Origin of the sequence: Sphingomonas sp. DG1-23 (assembly GCF_030730875.1) — a bacterium.
In the GTDB taxonomy this organism is placed as follows: domain Bacteria; phylum Pseudomonadota; class Alphaproteobacteria; order Sphingomonadales; family Sphingomonadaceae; genus Sphingomonas.
This window is the reverse complement of record NZ_JAVAMA010000004.1, coordinates 61,199-82,835: the sequence shown is the minus strand read 5'-3', so window position 1 is coordinate 82,835 and position 21,637 is coordinate 61,199. Positions and strand designations below refer to the sequence as shown.

At 66.9% G+C, this 21,637-nt stretch carries 19 protein-coding genes; 5 read left to right on the top strand and 14 right to left on the bottom strand.

The window, feature by feature from the left end; translation table 11 throughout:
• Positions 1 to 1,087 precede the first annotated feature (1,087 nt).
• The 7 genes from Q9Q95_RS07980 to Q9Q95_RS07950 all read right to left on the bottom strand — a co-directional run bounded on the left by Q9Q95_RS07980 (position 1,088) and on the right by Q9Q95_RS07950 (position 11,756).
• Entirely contained in the window at positions 1,088 to 2,674 is a 1,587-nt protein-coding gene (locus Q9Q95_RS07980; protein ID WP_306095751.1) for a glycoside hydrolase family 28 protein, read from the bottom strand.
• Between the two features lie 7 nt (positions 2,675 to 2,681).
• On the bottom strand, positions 2,682 to 5,768 hold the full coding sequence (locus Q9Q95_RS07975) for a TonB-dependent receptor domain-containing protein (protein WP_306095749.1): 3,087 nt from the start codon (positions 5,766 to 5,768) through the stop codon (positions 2,682 to 2,684).
• A gap of 230 nt (positions 5,769 to 5,998) precedes the next feature.
• The gene (locus tag Q9Q95_RS07970; protein ID WP_306095747.1) at positions 5,999 to 6,709 is read right to left on the bottom strand and encodes a PP2C family serine/threonine-protein phosphatase; all 711 of its coding nucleotides are present in this window, start codon (positions 6,707 to 6,709) and stop codon (positions 5,999 to 6,001) included.
• A gap of 35 nt (positions 6,710 to 6,744) precedes the next feature.
• Entirely contained in the window at positions 6,745 to 7,731 is a 987-nt protein-coding gene (locus Q9Q95_RS07965) for a type VI secretion system-associated FHA domain protein (protein WP_306095745.1), read from the bottom strand.
• A gap of 8 nt (positions 7,732 to 7,739) precedes the next feature.
• Entirely contained in the window at positions 7,740 to 9,401 is a 1,662-nt protein-coding gene (locus Q9Q95_RS07960) for a serine/threonine-protein kinase (RefSeq protein ID WP_306095744.1), read from the bottom strand.
• A 58-nt stretch (positions 9,402 to 9,459) separates the two neighbouring features.
• Complete coding sequence (locus tag Q9Q95_RS07955) at positions 9,460 to 10,185, bottom strand: LysM domain-containing protein (protein WP_306095742.1); 726 nt, start codon at positions 10,183 to 10,185, stop codon at positions 9,460 to 9,462.
• Positions 10,182 to 11,756: a bifunctional diguanylate cyclase/phosphodiesterase gene (locus tag Q9Q95_RS07950; RefSeq protein WP_306095740.1), complete on the bottom strand. Its 1,575-nt coding sequence runs from the start codon at positions 11,754 to 11,756 to the stop codon at positions 10,182 to 10,184. Before Q9Q95_RS07950 ends, Q9Q95_RS07955 begins: the two co-directional genes overlap by 4 nt.
• A gap of 170 nt (positions 11,757 to 11,926) precedes the next feature.
• On the opposite strand from Q9Q95_RS07950, the gene Q9Q95_RS07945 reads away from it, so the two are divergent.
• Both Q9Q95_RS07945 and Q9Q95_RS07940 read left to right on the top strand, forming a co-directional pair.
• Complete coding sequence (locus Q9Q95_RS07945) at positions 11,927 to 13,171, top strand: nucleotide pyrophosphatase/phosphodiesterase family protein (protein ID WP_306095738.1); 1,245 nt, start codon at positions 11,927 to 11,929, stop codon at positions 13,169 to 13,171.
• A 38-nt stretch (positions 13,172 to 13,209) separates the two neighbouring features.
• Positions 13,210 to 13,659 (top strand): MaoC family dehydratase, encoded by a 450-nt coding sequence (locus Q9Q95_RS07940; RefSeq protein WP_306095736.1) that lies wholly within the window; start codon positions 13,210 to 13,212, stop codon positions 13,657 to 13,659.
• 5 nt (positions 13,660 to 13,664) lie between these two features.
• Here Q9Q95_RS07940 and Q9Q95_RS07935 read toward each other — a convergent pair whose 3' ends face one another.
• The 5 genes from Q9Q95_RS07935 to petA all read right to left on the bottom strand — a co-directional run bounded on the left by Q9Q95_RS07935 (position 13,665) and on the right by petA (position 17,665).
• The gene (locus tag Q9Q95_RS07935; RefSeq protein WP_306095735.1) at positions 13,665 to 14,201 is read right to left on the bottom strand and encodes a hypothetical protein; all 537 of its coding nucleotides are present in this window, start codon (positions 14,199 to 14,201) and stop codon (positions 13,665 to 13,667) included.
• An 87-nt stretch (positions 14,202 to 14,288) separates the two neighbouring features.
• On the bottom strand, positions 14,289 to 14,828 hold the full coding sequence (locus tag Q9Q95_RS07930) for an adenine phosphoribosyltransferase (protein WP_306095733.1): 540 nt from the start codon (positions 14,826 to 14,828) through the stop codon (positions 14,289 to 14,291).
• An 83-nt stretch (positions 14,829 to 14,911) separates the two neighbouring features.
• Positions 14,912 to 15,763 (bottom strand): cytochrome c1, encoded by an 852-nt coding sequence (locus tag Q9Q95_RS07925; protein WP_306095732.1) that lies wholly within the window; start codon positions 15,761 to 15,763, stop codon positions 14,912 to 14,914.
• Between the two features lie 15 nt (positions 15,764 to 15,778).
• Positions 15,779 to 17,068: a cytochrome b/b6 gene (locus Q9Q95_RS07920; protein ID WP_306095731.1), complete on the bottom strand. Its 1,290-nt coding sequence runs from the start codon at positions 17,066 to 17,068 to the stop codon at positions 15,779 to 15,781.
• Between the two features lie 12 nt (positions 17,069 to 17,080).
• Positions 17,081 to 17,665 (bottom strand): ubiquinol-cytochrome c reductase iron-sulfur subunit, encoded by a 585-nt coding sequence (gene petA / locus Q9Q95_RS07915; protein WP_306095730.1) that lies wholly within the window; start codon positions 17,663 to 17,665, stop codon positions 17,081 to 17,083.
• A gap of 238 nt (positions 17,666 to 17,903) precedes the next feature.
• Between petA and Q9Q95_RS07910 the strand changes: the two genes are divergently transcribed.
• The 3 genes from Q9Q95_RS07910 to Q9Q95_RS07900 all read left to right on the top strand — a co-directional run bounded on the left by Q9Q95_RS07910 (position 17,904) and on the right by Q9Q95_RS07900 (position 19,994).
• Positions 17,904 to 18,353 carry a tRNA (cytidine(34)-2'-O)-methyltransferase gene (locus tag Q9Q95_RS07910; RefSeq protein ID WP_306095727.1) on the top strand — a complete coding sequence of 150 codons (450 nt, stop codon included), beginning with the start codon at positions 17,904 to 17,906 and terminating at the stop codon, positions 18,351 to 18,353.
• A gap of 53 nt (positions 18,354 to 18,406) precedes the next feature.
• Positions 18,407 to 19,264 (top strand): oxygen-dependent coproporphyrinogen oxidase, encoded by an 858-nt coding sequence (hemF, locus tag Q9Q95_RS07905; RefSeq protein WP_306095726.1) that lies wholly within the window; start codon positions 18,407 to 18,409, stop codon positions 19,262 to 19,264.
• A 133-nt stretch (positions 19,265 to 19,397) separates the two neighbouring features.
• Positions 19,398 to 19,994, top strand: coding sequence for a GNAT family N-acetyltransferase (locus tag Q9Q95_RS07900; RefSeq protein WP_306095724.1), 597 nt, complete (start codon positions 19,398 to 19,400; stop codon positions 19,992 to 19,994).
• On the opposite strand, the gene Q9Q95_RS07895 is transcribed toward Q9Q95_RS07900, so the two are convergent.
• Both Q9Q95_RS07895 and Q9Q95_RS07890 read right to left on the bottom strand, forming a co-directional pair.
• Entirely contained in the window at positions 19,961 to 20,695 is a 735-nt protein-coding gene (locus Q9Q95_RS07895) for a hypothetical protein (RefSeq protein ID WP_306095722.1), read from the bottom strand. The genes Q9Q95_RS07900 and Q9Q95_RS07895 overlap by 34 nt on opposite strands.
• Positions 20,692 to 21,522, bottom strand: a complete 831-nt coding sequence (locus tag Q9Q95_RS07890) for a glycerophosphoryl diester phosphodiesterase membrane domain-containing protein (RefSeq protein ID WP_306095720.1) — start codon at positions 21,520 to 21,522, stop codon at positions 20,692 to 20,694. Before Q9Q95_RS07890 ends, Q9Q95_RS07895 begins: the two co-directional genes overlap by 4 nt.
• Positions 21,523 to 21,637: the final 115 nt, after the last annotated feature.

The window sequence follows — 21,637 nt, the reverse complement described above, 5'->3', positions numbered from 1 at the left end:
GGTGACGCTTGGGGGTGGTGGCCGCTTGCCCCCAATCCGGGTCGTTCGCGATCGGCGCGCCGGTCGCATGAGCGGACCGACGGCAAACGCCCCGATTGCGGACGTTCCAGACGCGTGAGATAATCTCTGGATGCAGGCGCTCCGAGTTGCGACCATCCTGGCGATTTTCGCGAAAAGTGCGGTGGCCGCGGGGACCGCCGCTATGGTCTATTCTATCTGTGCATTTGTGAGTATTCGGAACAGCCCGCCATGGAACGGGCCAATATCGGCCGAGCTTCCATTGTGGCTTTCGACGTTGGCCGCGACAACATGGCCCGTGGCTCTAGGATCAGCTGTCATCGGGCAAGCGACTCTATCCGTCTCAGTCAAGCGCACGTTGATCTACATTTTCGCTTTTGTCGCGAGTGTGGGTGCGAGTGTGAGTGCGTTCGAGTGGTACATGACAGAGGTCGTGCCATCGGTGGATTGGTCGAGCGCCTGGCTTCTACCAATTACCTCTTCTTGCCTCTCATTCGCCTTGGTCACGGTGAGCCATCGGCATATGCGTAAATCGCCATCGCCGCGCTGACGACTGCCTCTTATCGGGCGCGGTCATAAGCTGCCATTCCGCTAACCACCCGATAGCCGGCCTCCGCAAGGTCGCTCCTCCCAGCCGCGCACGGACCTCATTGCAATGTAGGATTTCGCCTGCTTCTCTGATCCAAGGCTCAGCCTCGTTGAGCGGCTCTTTGACATAGTCGGATCGACCTCCCTCGCCTCTGCCGGCGGGCCGCGCGCAGCTGCCATGCATCTTGCGCAGCGCGCGCGAAGCAGCGGGCCTACGGCGCGTAGGCGTCGCGTCGTTGGCGCGTCTGTGGCGCCAGACGGACGCGCGGATGGCGCTCGCGCGTAGCGTCGGTGTCGCGTCGGTGTCGCATCGGTGTCGCGTCGGTGTCGCGTCGGTGTCGCGTCGGTGTCGCGTCGGTGTCGCGTCGCCGGTGCACATGCGGCTTGTCGGCGAAAATCCCCAGATTTAATCACACCAAATCAACGATATAAAAAGCTTGCCTCCGCGCAAAATCGGCAACCGCGTCAACCTGTCAATCAACTAGAAGACCCCCGACACCACCCCGTCGACCAGCCGGTCCTGCAGCCAGCGGCTCCCGGTGTTGCGGAATCCGACCACCTGCTCCAGCGAGAAAGCCGGCCCCTTCGGCACGCGCACCCCGGCGAAATCCGCATCCGCGACATCCTCGAGCCGGAACGCCGGCCGCGGATCCGGGGCGATCACGGCCACCTCGACATCGCGCATCGAGACGCGCCGCGCATGACGGATGAAGAAGCCGATCGCCGGCAAATCGCCGAACATCGTCGCCTCGGGATAGCCCAGTTCGGCTTCGGGCGGCTGCAGCGCCGCCATCGCCGCGGGGGCGCCGCCGACATGCTGGAGATGCACATTGGCGAAGCGGACATCCTCGATCGGATGCCCGTTCAGCCCCGCGATCACCGAAGGCAGCAGGTTCGCGCCCGAGCTGACGACATTCTCGATCGAGATCCGCCGCATCGTCCCGATCGGCCGGCCCGCCGGCCCGCGCATGCGTTTGCCGAGCCGCAGGAAGAACGGCGCGTTGACGATCCCGCGCATCGTCAGGTTCGAGACGGCGACGTCCTCGACCATCCCGCCGTCGACGGTCTGGAACGCCAGCCCGCGGCTGTCCTCGAAGATGCAATTGGTGATCGTGATGTTGCGGAAGCCGCCATTGGTCTCGGTGCCGAACTTGATTCGGCCGTGAATGTCCTTGGCGAATGCGGGCGGCATCTTGCGCCACGTTCCGTCGAGTACCGATCCGACCTGATAATTGCCGGTGACGAGGCAGTTCGAGATGGTCAGGTTCTCGGTCACTCGCGGCTCGCCGAGCGCATAGCTGCTCTTGGGGCAGATCGCGTCGTCCCATGGCGAATTGACCGTGCAGTTCGACACCCGGACATTCTTGCAGCAGTCGATATCGAAGCCGTCGCGATTGGTGTCGACCAGCAGATTGTCGATCACCAGATTGTCGACCCCGGTGGCGAGCAAGGCGAACCAGCCGCCCTCGAGGATCTTGAAATCGCGCAGGCTCACGTTGCGGCAATTCTTGAGCGCGATCGCCTTGTTGCCGGTGCCGGGACCGTTGGGGTCCTTGAGCCACGCATCCTTGCCGTCGCCGCGGCCGAGGCCCTTGCCCCAGATCAGCCCCTGCCCGGTGATCGCCACATCGTGGAGCCCCTCGCCCCAGATCAGGCTGTTCTGCCAATGGCTGTGCCCGAAATCCTGGAAGCTGGCGATCGCCGGGTCGATCGGCTCGGCGAGGTCGTAGCCGCCGCGCCCATCCTGCGGCGCCGGCGCGGCGAGGATCGTCGCGCCATTGTCGAGATGGAGCGTGATCTTGCTCTTCAGCCGGATCGTGTAGCTCGCCCAGGTCCCGGCCGGGAACCACACCGTGCCGCCGCCGCGCGCGGCCGCATGGTCGATCGCCTTGTTGATCGCCGGCGTGTCGATCGTCACCCCGTCGCCCTTCGCGCCGAAATCGCGGACGTCGATCCAGCCGCGCGCCCGATCGCTTTCGCGCAGCCCGGCGGCCGCCGGGCGTCCGCCCAGCAATGCCGCCGCACCGATCGTGCCGCCGAGAAGCAGATTGCGCCGGTCGAGGATCATCGCGCCCTCAGAATTTGAAGGTGGCGCCGAGGAAGAACTCGCTGCCGAGCACGTCATAGGTCGCCGACCAGGTATTGGCGTTGGGGCCCTGCGTCGTCACCGGCGGCATGTTGCCGGTGATATTGTTGACCCCGCCGAATATCTCGACCTTGTCGTTGACGTCGAGATCGAACGATATGTCGAAATAATTCTGCGCGGCGAGCGTCGGATAGGCGATGCTCGACAGCGAAGGCGCCGAAGCCGAGCCCTGCCGGGTCGGCACGATGTAGCGGTCGGTGGTGACCTTGCCGATATAGCGGTGGCGCAGGCTGAGGCTCAGATCGTTCATGTTCCACGTCACCCGGCTGACCCCGCGCCAATTGGGCAGCGGCTGGCCGCAGGTAGGACCGAACGATCCCGCGCAGTAATTCTTGATGTTCGGGAACGCCTCGACCGGAGTCGAAGTGAAGTCATGCAGATAGGTGACGTTGGTCCCGATGTCGAACGAGCTGGTCCCGCCGAACGGATTGAAGCCGACATCGAAGTGATAGCGCGCGGCGAAATCGATTCCCGAGGTCCTGAGCGCTCCGGTATTGGCGTTGCGGATCTGCGCGACATAGGGGTCGTTGATCTCGCCGGTGGTCGGGCTGCGGTTGATCGCCTGGCAGAACTCGCTGCCCGCGTCCTGCAGCACGTTGTAGCAGAGGTTGAGCGTGTTCTGCAGTCCGCCGCCCAGCGCGGCGATCGCGCCCTTCAGCGTGATGTTGAAATAATCGACGCTGATATAGAGCCGCGGCGCGAACCGCGGCGTGATCACCACGCCGAGGGTCCAGGTGTCGGACTTCTCGGCGCCGAGGTTCGGGTTGCCGCCGAAATCGGCGGGGAAGATCGTGTTGGGCTGCACCCCGGCGCCGAACACCTGTCCCGCCGGCACGCCGGTTGCGATGCACACCGCGCGGACCGCCTCGGTCTGTTGCGCGGCGGGCGCGCGGCTCGAACACGGATCGGTCGCGACGCTGACCACCCGGGTCGTGCCGCCGAACAATTCGCCGACGTTCGGCGCGCGGATCGCCCGCTGATATTGGCCGCGAAAGGCGATGTCGGGGCTCACCTTCCAGTCGAGCCCGCCGAGATAGGTCCACACCCCGCCGATCCCGTCGAGGCTGTAATCGGAGTAGCGGAAGGCGCCATTGGCGACGAGGCTGTCGATCAGCGGCGTGTCGTGGATCAGCGGCACCCGCACTTCGCCGAACGCTTCCTTGACCGTGACGCTGCCTCGGGTCGGCAGCCCCGGATTGAACCCGGCGACGTCGCCCGAGGAGAGATAGGCGTCCGGGGTGAAGGTCGCGCTGGTCTTGCGCCATTCGCCGCCGACCGAGAAGCCGAGCGGCCCCGCCGGCAGCTTGACCAGATCGCCGGTCAGGCTGGCTTGCGCGACCTGCTGGGTCGCGACGGTGCGGTTGGTCGCGCTGATCGCGATCGCGCTGATGCACGCCTGCGAGATGTTCTGGCCGAAGATGTTGCACACCGGCGCAGCGCCGCCGGCCGACAGCAACGAAGCCTGCAGCCGGCTGCGCGACAGCGCGTTCTGGAGCAGCAGCTCGTTCTCGCTGCGCGAATGGGTGTAATAGACGTCGAACTTGAGGTTGCTCAACACATTGTCCGAGACGCTGCCCAGGTCGCCGCGAATGCCCCATGCGCCGCGATAGACGTTGCGGGTCTCGGTCGCCTTGCGCGGGCCGACCTCGACATAGCGGCGGCCCGCGGTGATCAATGCGAGCCCGTCGCCCGCCACCGTGGTGCGCGTGGCCGTGCCGCTGGTCACCGTGATCGTGCCGGTCTCGGCAAGGTCGAGTTGGCGGAACACTTCCTGCAGCTGCGGCGTCAGATAGGGATTGTTGACGTTGAACAGGGTCGGCGAGCCGACATTGGTCGGCGCCAGCCGCGCCGCGACTTTGTTGCGCGAGTAATGCAGCTCCATATAGGCAGTGATGCTGTCGGTCAGGTCGTAATGGCCGAAGCTGTTGACCATCCAGCGCTCCTGCGGCTGGATCAAATAATTGTCGGGGCCGAGGTTGAAATCGTCCTGCGGGGTGATCGCCGGCCGCGCCGCGCTGCCGGCGCTGTTGAAGGTGAAGCCGCGCGACCCGAGCCCGCCCAGCCCCGCCGCGGCATAGGCTGCATTGAGCGCGGCGTTGGCGCCGCCCGCAGCCGGAATGCCCGAGAAGCGGCCATTGGGAATGTCTCCCGATCCGCCGGCGAGGAAGCCGAGCTCGCCGCCCGCGCTGGTGCAGGTCTGGCCGCCCGGCACCGCGAACGGCGTGCCCGAAGTGTCGCGCCCGCCCGAACCGGGAACGGTGCAGCCGTCCGACAGCGATTCGAACGCGAAATCGCCGCGCTCGCCGCGGGTTATGCTGTTGCGCATCAGATAATTGGCCGAGACGACGATATTGCCGCGCCCGCCGGCGAAGTTGGTGCCTGCGGTCAGATCAACATTGTAGACCGGCGTGCCCGTCGGATAATCCAGGTTGAGCTGCATCCGCGTCTCGGCGCCCTGGAAGTCGTCGCGAGTGATGAAGTTGACCACCCCGGTGATCGCGTCCGAGCCATAGACCGCCGACGAGCCGCCGGTGACGATCTCGGTCCGCTCGATCAGGGTCGAGGGAATGGTGTTGAGGTCGACGACCTGTTCGGGGCCATAGATCGCGTAGCGCCGGCCATTGACCAGCACGAGATTGCGCGTCGCGCCGAAGCCGCGAAGATTCACGTCGGCGAAGCCGCCGGGCACGGTGTTCGACGTCGCGCTGCCGAGCTGCGAGCCGATTGTCTGCGGCAATTGGGCGAGCGTCTTCTCGATGTTGAGATTGCCCGAAAGCTTGATGTCTTCCGAGCCGACGACATTGACCGGAGTCGAGGCATCGAAGCCGTTGCGCGCGATGCGCGAGCCGGTGACGACGATGTCGCCTTCCTGCCCGGCGGCCGCATCGCCCGCCGCTTGATCCTGCTCCGCGGGCTGCGCGGCGGTTTGCGACAGCGCCGGCGCGGCTTGCAACAGGCCGAATGCGAGCAATGCCGCGCCCGAAAGCAGACGCGGACGGATGTGTGGATGCCTCATAACGTCGTCCCCTCCATCACCACCTCGGTCGAGGCGGGTTTGAACCGGCGGTCCGGCAGGTTTTCCCGCCTCGAAGCCGCCAGCCGCGCTCCAATTTATGGTAGCGCTATCATTTTTGAACGCATGCGTTTCACATGCTGGTATGATAGCCTACGAAATGAAATTTGGAAGTCAACGCAAATTTGGCGGCGTTGCGCAATTTCGCAATGATCAGACTATTCTAGTCGATGCTAACCTGCGGCACCGTCTGCGGAAATCAGTACGAAACTGATGTTATCGCTACCGTCATTGATGAGCGCCGCTTCGAGCAACGCATCGGCTACACGTGCGTCGAGTTCGGCAAGGTCGGGCGGCGTCTCGGCACCGAGCGAACGGCTGAGCCCGTCCGAACAGAGCAGAAAGATCTCGTCGCCGAGAATCGGCAGCGCGGCGCATTCCAGCTCCACCTCGGCATCGACGCCGAGCGCGCGGGTGATGACATGGGCGCGGGGATGGTGCGCCGCATCGCCGCTGGCGATGAGCCCCTCGTCGATCAGCTCCTGGACGAAGCTGTGGTCGCGGGTCAGCTGGTACCACGCGCCATGCTCCGCCCGATAGGCCCGGCTGTCGCCTGCCCAGAACAGATGCGCCATCCCGTCGGCGATGTGCAGGACGACCATGGTCGAGCCGATCACCCCGCCTGCAGCCGCCCCGCGCTCGAGGATCTCGGCATTGGCGCGCTGAAGCGCGTCGCGGATCGCGGCCGCTGTGATGTCCGCCGGATCGTCGGCGAGCCCGCGCAGCGCCGCAATGGCGAGCTCGGCGGCAATGTCGCCGCCGCGATGCCCGCCCATGCCGTCGGCCACCGCCCAGAGCGCGCGGTCGGGACGGTCGAGAATCCGGTCCTCGTTGACCTTGCGCACCCGCCCGACATGGCTGCGCGACAGCGAGCGACAGGCCAAGGGAAAATCCGGGCCCGCGGTTGCCAGCGCGCCGCTCACTTGTCGTGCTCGGCGGCGGCATAGGCCTGGACGAAAGCGCGATCGAGCGTTCCCTCCTCGCCGTCGAGCTGGCGCAACAAATCCTGGTGCCGTGCTTCGATCTCGGCCGCCTGCAGCGCCTGACGGCTCTTGAGCAGCGACGCCTTGGCCGAAACCGCGCTGTCGATTGCCTTCGGATCGAACGTCGTCACGGCCTGGCGGAGCGACGCCTGCAGCCCGGCAAAGGTCGCGATCAGATGTCGCTTCACGTCCTGCAGCGAACTGCTGATCGCTGCCGGCCCCGACAGGAAGCCGCCGACGCCCGAAAGCAGCAGGTCGATCGCGAGCCGCTGCGTCGGTGCCCATTTGAACGGGTTGTTGCCCGAGCCGCCGATCGTCGTGCGGGTGAGGTTGTAGCGCCCACGCGCCCGGTCGCGCTCGACCATCAGATCGGCGATACCGAGCACCATCTGGCGATAGACCGCCCCGGCGCGTTCCATCACTTCGACCGGCTCCTCGCTCGACAGCAAAGACGCGTCGAGCCCGGCGCCGCGGCAAAATGCCTCGAGCAACGACTCGCCATTCGTCGCTGCGATCGGCTGGGCATCGACCCAATCGGTCGGGATCGTCGTCGAGGCTCCCAGCGGCGGCGTCAGCACCATCGTCCGTGCGGTATCGGTGACCTCGTCGTCGAGCGGCGCGTGCGTCGCGGCGATGCGGAAGCGTCCCATGCGCAGCGTGAACGGGACGCCTACCGGCACGTCGACCAGATCGGGAAGCCGGTCGCCGGTCGCATCGTCGAACACGCCATTGGTACCGATCGGGCGGACGATCAGCCCGTCGGGCGAGGTAGCGACTTCGCAATGCTCGCGTGACAGCGCGCGGTCGGGATCGGCGATCGGCCAGTCGCATCTCGTGTCGCGGCCGATGCTGATCACGCCGTCGCGCAGCAGCCGTGCGTCGATCGGCTGGACCGAATCGTCCATGTCGAAGAGCTGGAGCATGTACATGGTTATGCGGCGCGCTTCGGGGCTATCTGGATGCAGGTCGCATCGAGCGCGGGCGCCTCGGCCGGCTTGCCGTGCAGCCGCGGCTCGATCTCGGCGGCGAGCCGGTTGAAGCCGTCGAACAAGGCGCCGATCTCGTCGCGGCGGCGATGCGAGATGCGCAGCGCAAAGCCTTGCTCGCGAGCTTCGTCGAAGCTCTGCTGGAGCCGGCGCAGCGGCCGCACCACCATCGCCCCGCTCATATAGCCGATCGCCAGCACGACGAGCATGATGATCGAAGCCAGTACGATCATCAGCGTCCGCGCATTCGCCATCGCCGCATCGAGCGAGGTCCGCGGCAGCAGGATGTCGACCGAACCGAAATCGGCGCCGGCATAGCGGATCGGCCGGACGAAGCGCAGCGCGCCGCCTTTGCCGTCCGCCGCATTGGTCACGACGAGCTCGCCGGCCGCGCTCAGCCGCGGCTCGCCGCTGTGCGACGCATAACGCTGGCCGACGCGCCGGCCGTCGCTCGCCGCGCGGATCGTGCCGCCGGCATCCATCACGACGATGCCGCGCACCCCGCCATCCTGGCTGGCGGCGGTGACGAAAGCCTGGAGCGGCGCCCAATCCTGCTGCTCGGGCGGCAGGCCGGCATTGTCGGCGAGCAGAACCGCGGCATTCTTGGTGACGAAGGTCGCGATCGTCTCGCCCGAGGCGATCGCCATATGCTCGAGCGCGCGTTGCTGGCGGGTCAGGATGGCCGAAATGCTGAGCAGCAAGGCGATCAAGGTGATGCTCACTAGCGCCAGCGGCAGCTTGACCCGGAGCGACAGCCCGCGGCGCGCCACGGCATCCTCGGCACTCAGTGCGCTGGTTTCGCGCCGGAGCGCCTGCAGGAGCTGCGCGCCGTCGGCGAAGCGCTGATCGGGCTTCTTCGCCAGCAATTTCTCGACGATCTGGCGCAGGCCGGGAGGGCAATCGGCGGCCGAACGCTCGATTGGGCTCACCTTCTCCTGCGCGATCTGCAGCGCCAGCGTGGCGAGCCCGCTGGCGTCGAACGCGGTCTTGCCGGTGACCATCTCGTAGAGCACCGCACCGAGCGAAAAGAGGTCCGAGCGCGCATCGACTGGCAGCCCCAGCGCCTGTTCGGGGCTCATGTAGCGGGGCGTGCCGATCATCTGACCCGCCTGGGTGCGCGCCAATTGGCCGTCGCTCTCGGCGATCCGCGCCACGCCGAAGTCGAGCAGCTTCGCGGTCTTGCCGTCCGACGAGAGCAGGATGTTCGAAGGCTTCACGTCGCGGTGGACGACGCCCTGCGCATGCGCCCAGGCGAGTGCATCGGCGAGTTGCGCGCCGAGCGCGAGCACGCGCTCGAACGGCATCCGGCCCTGCGCCTGCAGCACCATGTCGAGCGGCCGCCCGTCGATCAGCTCCATCGCGATATAGGGAACGCCGTCGGCCTCGCCGACATCGTAGATCGTCGCGATGTTGGGATGATTGAGCGCCCCCGCCGCCCGCGCCTCGCGCAGGAAGCGCGCGCCGAGCTCCGGGTCGCGGCGATAATCGGGCTTGAGCGCCTTGATCGCGACGATTCGGCCGATATCCGGATCGTGCGCGCGAAACACGTCCGCCATCGCGCCTTCGCCGATCCGCGCTTCAATTCTGTAACGGCCTAGCTTGTCCATAACGCCTTCCGGCCCGCCCCGGAATCGGGTTTAGCGTCGGAGACTTAAGGATTTCTTCCTATTGGCGGGCGCGCACCGTCGCCGCGATCCGCTGCGCGCGCTGCAAGTCGCGCAGGATCACCGCATTGCCCGGATCGAGCGCATGCGCGCGCTGGAGCAGCCCCACTGCCTGCCTGACCGCACCGCGATTGAGCGCCGCCAGCCCCGCCGAGCGCGCGCGCTGCGCCGCCGCCGGATTGGCGACGGGCTTCGCGGGTGCTGGTGCCGGCGTCGGTGCGACGGCCTTTGGGCGGGGCGCGGCGGGAGCGGGACGCGACGGACGCTCCGGGGCCGGCTGCGGCCTCGGCCGCGGCGGCGATCCCGGAATGCGCAGGATAGTCCCCGCGGCGAGCGCCGAGGGATTGGCGAGATCGTTATAGCGCGCGAGTTGATAGGCCTTGAGCCGGTTGCCGAGCAGCCGTTCGGCCAGTTGCTCGATCGTCTCGCCGGCACGCACCGTATAGGGGTAATTGGTCGGCCCGAGCAGCTCCTTGGGATCGCCCGCGATCGAATCGCGCAGCAATTGCAGCTTCGGGTGCATCGGCGCGCGCTTGAGCAAAGGCTTGAGGCTTTTCTCCGCGCCCTTGCGGTCCCCCTGCATCAGCAGCGCCTGCACGGCCTCGATCTCGCTCTCGGCCAGCGGCGCCGGCGCGGCGACCGGTTGCGGCGCCGGCCCCTTCGCGCAGGCGGCGAGCGCGGCGAGGCTGGCGAACGCCGCGAGACGCAGGAGCGATCGGTGATTCATCGGGCGAGCCTTTGGGAGAGAGCGGTCTGGACCTGCCGCGCATCGAGCACGAGCCGGTCGCGAAGCGCGGGATTGCGGACGAAAGATTGGAATTCGGTACCGCCCAGCGGCGGCGAGAAATAATAGCCCTGGAATTCGGAACAGCCGTGACGGCGCAGCCACAGATATTCCTCCTGCCGCTCGACGCCTTCGGCGAGCACCCGGATCCCGAGCCCGCGCGCGAGCGCGATGATGCTCTGGCAGATCGCCTGACTGTCGCGCCGGCGCTCGACTTCGGTGACGAACTGGCGATCGATCTTGATCTTGTCAAAGGCGAGCACGCGGAGCGCCGAAAGGCTCGAGAAACCGGTGCCGAAATCGTCGATCGCGATATGGATGCCCAGCCCGTGCAGCGCCTCGAACAGGCGCTCGGCGCGGCCGACATCCGCCGCCGCCGCGCTCTCGGTGAGCTCGATCTCGAGCAATCCGGCGGGCAGCGAATGCCGTTCGAGGGTGCGCTTGATCAAGGTGTGGATGTCGGGCCGGTCGAGCTGGTGCGCCGAGACGTTGACCGCGACGGTCAGCGGCCCCTGCCCCGGCCGATGCCAGGTGCGCGCCTCGCGGCACGCCGCGTTGAGCACCCAGAGCCCGGCTTCCTCGATCATCCCCGCGCTCTCGAGCACCGGAATGAACAGGCTTGGCGAAACCATCCCGCGCGACCGGCTGTGCCAGCGCAGCAACGCCTCGGCGCCGATTACCCGGCCGCTCGCCGCATCGACCTGTGGCTGATAGCGGAGCTCGAACTCGCCATTGTTCAGCGCGCCGCGCAGATCCTGTTCCAGCGCATAGCGGTCGCGTTCGGCGGCGGCCGAATGCGCGTCGATTCGCTGGACCTGCAACGGCCCTTCGGGACCCGCCGCGCAGGCCGCGAGCACTCGCGCGAGCATCGCCGGCGCGGCCTCTAGCGGCGCCGACCAGGCGGCATGGTGCACTCGGACCTCGGGCACCAGTTCGCGGCCGTCCTCGTGCATCACGTCGCCCAGCGCATAGCTGATCGCGATCAGCTGGCGTTCGGCCCCCTCGCTCGATACGCCGGCGTCGAACCACAAGGCGAAATGCGAGCGATCGACATGTGCGACCATTCGCGCGTCGCCGACCATCCTGGCGATCCGCCCGGCAAAGCGCTTGAGCGCGCGATCGGCCAGCCCGGGATCGAACGCGCAAAGCCGGTCGAAATCGTCGAGTGCGATCAGCCCGAGCGTCCCCGCGCCTTCGCTTTCCATCCGCGCCAGCAAAGGCTCGCGGGTGGGCAGACCGGTGAGCGCGTGACGCTGCTCGTGCCGCTCCTCGGTACTGCGGATGCGATCTTCGAGAAGGTCGATCGCCCGCCGCAACGTTTGCCAGGGCGAGAGTCCCGCCTCGATCCGCGCCAACGCTGCCAGCCGTGCCGCCGCCGCCGAAGCACGCCGATGCGTCGTCACCGCCATGCCCAGCGCCGCGCCCGTCCCCGCCGCGCAGGCGAGCGCCGGATATCCGAACGCCGCGAGCGCCATCGCCGCGGCACCCGCCAGCAGCACGCCTCCGGCGCGCAAAAGCCGGCTCGAACCGCTTGCGAGGAAATAAGCACGCCGCATGAGCGACTTGGTACCGCCGCGACTCATACGAAGGAGTTAAGGAATTCGCCGCCGCGACGGCGGTCAGCGTTCGGGCTGTTCCGCCAGCGCGACTTCTTCCCGCAACATCGCAGTGGCAACGCGCCGCCATGTACTCGATAGTCAGGCTGGCCGCAGCCATTCTTGCCGCACTTCTCCAGATCTGCGCCGCTTCGGCAGCCCCGGCAGCGCAGCGTGCCCCGGTGACGATCCTGGTCTCGATCGACGGCTTCCGGCCCGATTATCTCGATCGCGGGGTGACTCCGGTCCTGTCGCGGCTGGCCGCCGAGGGTGCGCGCGCGGCGATGCGGCCGAGCTTCCCGAGCAAGACCTTTCCCAATCACTGGACCCTGGTCACCGGGCTGCGTCCCGACCGGCATGGGATCGTCGCCAACCGGATGGAGGATCCGGCGCGGCCGGACGAGGTCTTCACCATGGCGAGCGACGATCCCTTCTGGTGGAACGGCGCCGAACCGATTTGGCTCGATGCCGAGCGCGCCGGCCTGCGCACCGCGACCCAATTCTGGCCCGGCTCGAACGTCGCGATCGGCGGCCGCAAGAGCCCGGGCGATTCGAAAACGGTGGGCGGCGCCCGGCCGTCGGACTGGCAACAATTCAACCAGGCGATCACCGGCGAACAGCGTGTCAACGGCGTTCTCGACCTGCTGCGTCGTCCGGCCGCGATCCGGCCGCGTTTCCTGACGCTCTATTTCGATGCGGTCGACAGCGCCGGTCACACCCACGGCCCCGCCGATACGCGCACGCTGGAGGCAGTGGCGGAGGTCGACCGCCATATCGGGCAGCTCCTCCGCGGGCTGGCCGAGCAAAGCCAGCCGGTCAATCTCGTCATCGTCGCCGACCACGGCATGGCGGCGACCAGCAGCCGGCGGACGATCCTGCTCGGCGATCTGGTCCGCATGAAGGACATCCGCCTGCTCGAATCCGGCCCGTTCGTCGGCCTGACGCCGCGGCCCGGCAAGGAGAAATCAGTCGAAAAGGCGCTGCTCGGCAAGCGCCCGCACATGGAATGCTGGCGCAAGGAAGCGATTCCGGCGCGCTTCCATTACGGCACCCATATCCGTATTCCGCCGATCTTCTGTCTCGCCGAGACCGGATGGCTGATCCTCGACAAGCCGCCGAAAGAGCGCTTCGCCGGCGGCAATCACGGCTATGACAATTTCGCGCCCGACATGGCCGCATTGTTCATCGGGCACGGCCCCGCCTTCCGCCGCGCCGCCCTCGCGCCTTTCGACAATGTCCATATCTATCCGTTGCTGCGGCGCCTCCTCGGGCTGCCCCCCAAATCCGGCGTGGACGGCAGCGAAACCGCGCTCGCGGCCGCGCTCAGCGACTAGCACTTGCCAAGCTTCAGTTTTCATCCGAAACCGATGTCATGCTCTATCTGGACGATATCGCAGTCGGCATGAAGCGCAGCTTCGGCGGCTATGCAGTGACTCGCGAGGAAGTTCTCGCCTTCGCCGAGAAATACGATCCCCAGCCCTTCCACCTCTCCGACGAGGCCGCGGCGCAGACCCATTTCGGCCGGCTCGCGGCGAGCGGCTGGCATACCTGCGCGATGACTATGGCGATGTTCGTCGAGCATATGAAGGCGCACCCCCAGGCCAGTCTCGGCGCTGCGGGAGTCGACGAATTGCGCTGGCTCAAGCCGGTCTATCCAGGCGACGTGCTGCGTTGCGAGAGCGAGGTGCTCGAAGTGCGGCCGTCGCAGAGCCGCCCTGAAATGGGCAGCGTCCGCAACAGCATGACGACGTTCAATCAGCACGACGAGCCCGTGCTGCGCTTCACTGCGCTCGCGCTGATGCGGCGGCGGCCCGCCGACTAACCTCGTCAGTCGCGCCGATCGCGCCGGTTCTCGCGGCGCAGTTCGCGCCGGTCCTGCGTGCGGTCGCGACGGAATTCGCGACGGTCCTGCCGGCGATCCTCGCGGAATTCGGGCCGGGTCACCCGCCCCTGCTGGTAATCGCGGCGATCGTCGCGACGCTCGCTACGATAAGCGCGGCGGTCGTCGCGGCGCTCGTTGCGGAACTGCGCCCAATTTTCGCGGATCTCGCGCCGGTCGCCGCGCCAATTGTCGCGGCGGCCTTCCCAATAGCGGCGCTGGCCGTCGTTCCACCGGTGCGGTCGGCGATAACGGTCATAGACGTAATAGCCCGAGCCCGGATAATAATAGTCGCCGTACCAGCCGTAATAGGGGCTCCCGAAGCCGCTGCCGTATCCGCCGCCATAATAACCGTCGTCATAATAGCCGGCGCTCGAATAGCCGAGCGAAACGCCCGAATAGCCATAGCCGTCCTCGGTGCAGGCAGCGGTGCCGAGCCCGAGCGCGACGAGCAGTCCGAGGGCGGAGATGCGGCGAAGCAACATGGTGACGATCCTCTCGAGCGCGGCCGCGGGGGGACGGCCGGCAGCTGGAGAAACGTTTGCGGCGAAAGCGCGGTTCCGTTTCGGATCTCAGTGCCCGTCGAACGCCACCAAGGCACTGACCGCGATCCCGTCGCCGCGCAGCGCGTCGGCGCCACCCAATTCGGGCAGATCCACCACGAACGCCGCTTGCGTGACTTCCGCCCCGGCCTTGCGAAGCAGCCGCACCGCGGCCCGCGCCGTGCCCCCGGTGGCGATCAGATCGTCGACCAGCAGCACGCGCGCGCCGGGCGCGCACGCATCGGCATGGATCGCGATCCGGTCGGTGCCATATTCGAGCGCATAATCCTCGGCGATCGTCGCGCCGGGAAGCTTGCCATCCTTGCGGATCAGCAGCAGCCCGGTGCCGAGCTCCACTGCCAGCGCCGCGCCGAACAGGAAGCCGCGCGCCTCGATCCCGGCGACCAGATCGACCTTGCCGTCCACCGCCGCCGCCATCCGCTCGATCGTCAGCCGCAGCCCCTCGGCATCGAGCAGCAAGGTGGTGATGTCGCGAAACATGATCCCCGGCTTGGGGAAATCGGGGATCGTCCGGATACGCGCCCGGATGTCTTCATTGTCGTTCGCCATGTGCGTCCCGATCGAAAAAGAAATCCCGCCGAGCTGGGCTGCGGCGGGATTTCGTCAAGTCAGCGATATGGTCGGCGCCGGCCTCAGTGCTTCACGCCCCGCCACACGGTCAGATAGGCGCCATAAGCGAGGCCGGTCGCGATCAGCAGGAAGAGCACCACTGCGAGGCCCGCCGAGTGGCGGCGCTGCAGCGTCGGCTCGGCGGTCCAGACGAGGAACGCGGCGACGTCCTTCGCCATCTGGTCCTTGGTCGCCCTAGTGCCGTCCGAATAGGTGACCTGGTCGTCGCCGGTCAGCGGCGGCGGCATCGCGATGTTGAGGTTCGCGAAATAGGGGTTGAAATGCATGCCGTCGGGGGTCTTGGCGAATTCCGGGAACTTCTTGAGCGCCTCGGCCGAAGGCTTCTCGTCATAGCCGGTCAGCAGCGAATAGACATAGGCCGCGCCGTCGTGCCGCGCCTTGGTCATCAGGCTCAGGTCCGGCGGCGTGCCGGTGCCCGGATAATAGACCTTGGGAAAACGGTCCGACGGCAGATTGTCGCGCTCGCCCCAGGTGCCCGCCTTGGGGTCCTGGACCGGCTGCTTGACCGCCCAGTCCTTGGCGATCTTCTTCACTTCGGCCTCGTTATAGCCGAGCTGCTGGAGATCGCGGAACGAGACGAGATTGAGCGAGTGGCAGCTCGCGCAGACCTTCTCGTAGACGAGGAAGCCGCGCTGAAGCTGGCGGGTGCTCTCTTCGGTCGCCGTGAAATGCCCGAACACGCCGTTCGACGGGAGATCGAGCTCCTTGGGATGGTGGTGCATCGCCTCTTCGGCGGTCTCGGCGGGCGGGTTCTGAACCGTGTCGACCACGGTCCAGAGCAAAGCCCAGGCGAGCACGCCGACAAAGGTCGCGCCGATGAGAAACTTGATCGAGCGGATGAAGAGCGGAAGCATTGTCCTGGTGTCCCCTTACGCGCTCAGCGCCGTCTCGGTCATCCGCGAGCCGCCGGCGTCGCCCAGCACTGCCTCGGTGATCGAGTTGGGCAGCGGCTTCGGGCGCTCGAGGCGCGAGATGATCGGCACGATGATCAGGAAGTGCGCGAAATAATAGGCTGCGGTGACCTGGCTGATGATCACGATCGTCGGCGTCGCCGCCGAACCGCCGCAATAGCCGAGCACCAGCACGTCGAGCACCAGCACCCAGAAGGCGATGCGGTACATCGGCCGGTAGTTCGCCGAGCGCACCGGCGACTTGTCGAGCCAGGGCAGGAAGAACAGCAGCAGGATCGATCCGAACATCGCGATCACGCCCCACAATTTCGCCGGGATGATCACGTCCGCCGTGAAGGCGCGCAGGATCGCGTAGAACGGCCAGAAATACCATTCGGGGACGATGTGCGCGGGCGTCGAGAGCGGGTTGGCCGCGATGTAATTGTCCGGATGACCCAGATAATCGGGGAAGAAGAAGATCAGCGTCGAGAACAGGATCAGGAACATCCCGACCCCGAAGCCGTCCTTCGCGGTGTAATAAGGATGGAACGGAACGGTGTCCTGCTCGCCCTTCACTTCCACGCCGGTCGGGTTCGACGAACCCGGAATGTGGAGGGCCCAGATGTGGAGGATCACGGCGCCCGCGATCACGAAGGGCAGCAGATAGTGGAGCGAGAAGAAGCGGTTGAGCGCGGCGTCGTCCGGAGCGTAGCCGCCGAGCAGCCACACGCGGATCCATTCGCCGACCACCGGGATCGCCGAGAAGAAGCCGGTGATCACCTGCGCCCCCCAGAAGCTCATCTGGCCCCAGGGAAGCACATAGCCCATGAACGCAGTGGCCATCAGCAGCAGGAAGATCACCACGCCGATCAGCCAGACCATCTCGCGCGGGGCCTTGTACGATCCGTAATAAAGGCCGCGGAAGATGTGGATATAGACTACCAGCAGGAACATGCTGGCGCCGTTGGCGTGCGCGAAACGCAGGAACCAGCCGGCGTTCACGTCGCGCATGATCGTGCCGTTGATCGATTCGAACGCGCCGGCGGCCGACGAGTGGAAGTGCATCGCCAGCACGATCCCGGTGACGATCTGAACGACCAGGCACACTCCGGCGAGCACGCCGAAATTCCAGAAATAATTGAGGTTGCGCGGCACGGGATAGCCGGCGCCGACGGCGTTATAGACGAAGCGCGGCAGCGGAAGCCGGCTGTCGATCCACTGCGTCAGCGGATTCTTGGGTTCGTAATGGCGTGCCCAGGGAAAGCTCATGCGCGTCTATCCTCAACCGACCACGACGACCGTGGGCGACGTGAATTCATATTCCGGAACCTCGAGATTCTTCGGTGCCGGGCCCTGGCGAATGCGGCCGGCAGTGTCGTAGGCCGAACCGTGGCAGGGGCAGAAATAGCCGCCGAACGGCCCGCGATTCTCGCCTTCGCCCGCGCCCAGCGGCACGCAGCCGAGATGGGTGCACACGCCGAGGGTGATCAGCCAGTTGCCATGCCCCTCCTTGGTGCGCTCGGCGAGCGTCTGCGGGTCGCGCAGGCTCGACACCGGGACGGCGTCGGCGGCGGCGATCTCCGCCGGAGTCAGGTTGCGGACGAACAGAGGCTGCTTGCGGAAGCTCGCCTTGATCGCCTGGCCCGGCTCGATCGCCGAGACGTCGAGCTCGGTGGACGACAAAGCGAGCACGTCGGCCGAGGGATTCATCGAATTGATCAGCGGCAGCACGGTGACGGCGCCGCCGACGCCCGCGAACGCGACCGCGGCGATCTGCAGATAGTCGCGGCGGCGGGGATTCTCGATCACATCGCCCGGCGGGACCACCGTCTGGGTCGGGGAAACACCGTCTTCAAGCGTTGCCATGCTTCAGCCCTTGCACTTCAGAACAAACCGCGACGACCGCGCGGGGTAAACCGGACGCGGGCGCATACGCGCCCATAGCCGCCCGGTGCCCCCGGTGGCTTGGCCGGCCTGATAGACGCGGCGAAGCTGCTTTGCCAACAAGGATTTTGTCGGCGCAACAACCGACGGCCCGGACTCGCCTCCCTGCAGAGAGAGGCGGAAGGATGACGAAGTCCGCGGGCCACGTTAAGGCCCGTCCATGCGCCTCGCTTTGTTCCAGCCCGAGATCGCCGGCAATGTCGGTGCCGTCCTCCGCCTCGGCGCCTGTTTCCAGGTCCCGATCCACATCATCGAGCCGATGGGTTTCCCGTGGAGCGACAAGGCCCGCAAGCGATCGGCGATGGATTATGACGACAAGGTCGACGTCGCCCGCCACGCGGATTTCGACGCATTCGCGGCCGATCTGCCCGGTCGGCTGCTCCTGCTCACCACGCGCGGCGGCACGCGGCTGCCCGACGCCAAATTCCTGCCGGACGATACGTTGCTGTTCGGGTCGGAAAGCGCCGGCGCGCCCGATTTCGTCCATGCCCGCGCCGATTTCGCGGTGCGCATTCCGCTCGCCGCGGGGCTGCGCTCGCTCAATCTCTCGGTCGCTGCGGGCATCGCGCTCGCCGAGGCGCTGCGCCAGACCGGGCGCTGGCCCGAATGAGGGACATTCTGTCCACTCGACACGCTTCGCCGCCCGCGCCTATCAGCCCGCACATGCAAGCGCTCGACCCCCAGCAACAAGCCGCCCGCCTCTGGTTCGAAAGCCTGCGCGACCGGATCTGCGCCGAATTCGAGGCGATCGAGTCCGAAGCGGGTTCGGACGCGCGCTTCGACTATCTCGCCTGGGACCGCACCGACCCCTCGGGCGCGCCCGGCGGCGGCGGCGTGCGCGGGGTGATGAAGGGCAAGGTGTTCGAGAAGGTCGGCGTCAACGTCTCGACAGTCGGCGGTAGCTTCGAAGGCGATTTCGCCAGGACGATCCACGGCGCGGCCGAGGACCCGAGCTTCTTCGCCACCGGAATCAGCCTCGTCGCGCACATGGCCAACCCGCACGTTCCCGCGGTCCATATGAACACCCGCTTCCTCGTCACCACGAAGCGCTGGTTCGGCGGCGGCGCCGATCTCAATCCGCCGATCCCGATCGAGGAAGATACCGCCGAGTTCCACGCGGTGCTGAAGGCGGCATGCGACGCGCACGATCCCGCGCATTATCCGCGCTTCAAGGCATGGGCCGACGATTATTTCTACATTCCGCACCGCAAGGTCCATCGCGGCGTCGGCGGCATCTTCTACGATCATCTCGAGGGCGGCGAGAACGACGAAAGCTGGGACGCGAACTTCGCCTTCACGCAGGATGTCGGCCGCGCGTTCCTCGAAATCTTCCCACGCATCGTCCGCCGGAGGATGCACTTGCCCTTCACGCACGCCGACAAGGCGCGCCAGCTCGAATGGCGCGGCCGCTATGCCGAGTTCAACCTGATCTATGATCGCGGAACCCTGTTCGGGCTCAAGACCGGCGGCAATGTCGACGCGATCCTGATGAGCCTGCCGCCATTGGCGAGCTGGGGATGAAAAGCGCCGCTCACCCTCACCCTTCCCACCGCCTGCGGCGGCGGGCCCCTTCCCTCTCCCGTCGGGAGAGGGAGGGAGGCGCCGAAGGCGCCGGAAGGGTGAGGTTGAGCGAACGCGATCGGCAGGACGCACGATGCCCCTGATCCCCGTCCCCGACGACCAGATCGCCACGATCGTCACGTCGCTCGAAATGCGCGAGCGTCCCCCGCTGCGCCCCGCGCCGCCCTCGCCGCTGCGCCTCACGCACTGGCCCGCCCCGGCCAGCGACAAGTACAAGGCCCTGTTTCGCCGCGTCGGCGAACCGTGGCTATGGTTCTCGCGGCTGGTGATGCCGGAAGACTCGCTCCGCCGCGTCCTCGATGACGCGAAGGTGGAGGTCTATGCCGCCACCGATCGCGCCGGCATCGAACTGGGGATGCTCGAGCTCGACTTCCGCGTCGAGGGCACCTGCGAACTTTCCTATGTCGGGCTGGTCCCCGAGCTCACCGGCAAGGGCAATGGCGGCTGGCTGATGGCGCAGGCGCTCGGCCTCGCCTGGCGCAAGGGCGTCGACCGCGTCTGGGTGCACACCTGCACGCTCGATCATCCCGCCGCCTTGGGCTTTTACCGGCGGCACGGCTTCGTGCCGTACAAGCGCATCGTCGAGAGCTTCGCCGATCCGCGGATCGCCGGAATCCTCGCGCCCGACGCCGCGCCTCACATCCCCTGTCTGGGCGCGCTCGCGCGATAGGCGGCGACGCGCAGCACCGCGAGCACCGACCAGGCGAGCCCGCCGATCAACGCCGTCACGACATAGCCGATCGTCTCCGCGGCGCGCGGGCCGCCGATCAGCGCGGCGAGCCCGCCGAGCAGGCCGGTCGACACCACGACCAGCAGCATCGCGCCGAGAAAGGTCAGCCCGGCAGCCGCCAGCAGCACGATCCAGCCGAACCCCGCGCTGCGCCGCCAGCCCTGGCGGAACGCCTCCACCACGCCGCGCTCGGGTGCCGCGGCGAATGCCGGCGCCGTCAGCCAGGTCCGGGCAAAGGCGAACAGCCCCGGCAGCACGAACAGCGACGAGCCCAGGCTGAACAGCAGGGCCGCGACGATGTCGATCACCATGAACGGCAGGAAGCGGCGCAGCGAGAGCAGCAGCACCTCGCCGAGGGTGCGCCCGCCGCCTTGCAGATACAGGTTGAGCATCGCGAAGGTGCCGAAATCGATCGCCAGGTTGGCGAGCAGAATCGGCAGCAGATTGGCGACGTAAAAGGCCATCACCGCATCGCGCAGCTTTTCCGGCGCGACATCGGCAAAGCCGTTGTCGGCGAGCAGCAGCACTATGCCGAGCATCGGCACGACGAAGAACATGCCGGCGATCGGCACCAGCAATTCGCGCTCGCGGTGCCAGAGCGCGCGGGCATCGGCGAGAACGCCGGCGAGGCGGAGAGTCATGCCGCGGCTTCGCCGTGGCGGCCGGCCTGCGCGGTCAGAGCGAGGTAGAGCCTGGCGGTGAATGCCGGCGGGATCACCATGAACGCCGACTGGACCGCGCCCACGACGATCGAGGTCATCACCGTCGACAGCGTCACCCCTTCGCCGTCATTCCCCGCGACCAGCGCGAAGATGCTGCCGAACACCGTCCTCGCCGCGAGCCCCGCCACGATGCTGACGATCGCATAGAGCAGGATGACGCCGACGATGCGGAGCGCCGCGCCGCGGGTCAGCGACCAGGACTGGCCGATCGCGCTCAATATCCGATTCTCGCGAATGACCACCGGAGTGGCGAGGATCAGCCGGGCCGCCAGCCAGAGCAACAGGAGCGTGAGCGCGATGAGATAGAGCCCGATGAACCAGCCCATCTGGCTGCTTATCGCGACGGGGTCGCGGTTCGCGATCGCCGCCATGTCATAGCCGCTAAAGGCCAGAATGCCCGGGATCGGCAACACCAGCAAGGCGGCTCCGACGAAGATCACCAGCGTCACGGCCAGCGCCGGCAGGAACCGCCGCGTCGCGATGTTCGCGGCGCTGCGCTCCGAGGCAATGTCGAGCGCCATCGCCGTGATCGCGAGCGATCCCCAGAGCGACACCAAAGCGAACAGGATCTGCAAGGCGGAGAGAAGCGCCTTGAAGCCCGGCCCCGCTCCCGTCGTCGCTGCCTCGAAATTGCCTTCGATCGAGGCCGGCACGAAGAAAGCGAGCAAGGCGATCGGCAGGATGGCGGCGATATTGTCGCTCAGGAATTCGGCCGTCCGATCCCAGACGGTTCCCATCTTCACCATGGCACGCATTCCCTTTGACCCCGAGCCCCGGTGTTAGCCGCGCGCCCGGGCGTTGCCAATGCTTGGGCCAATCACGCGGCCAATGCTTGCGAAAACCCGCCGGCCGGCGCAATCG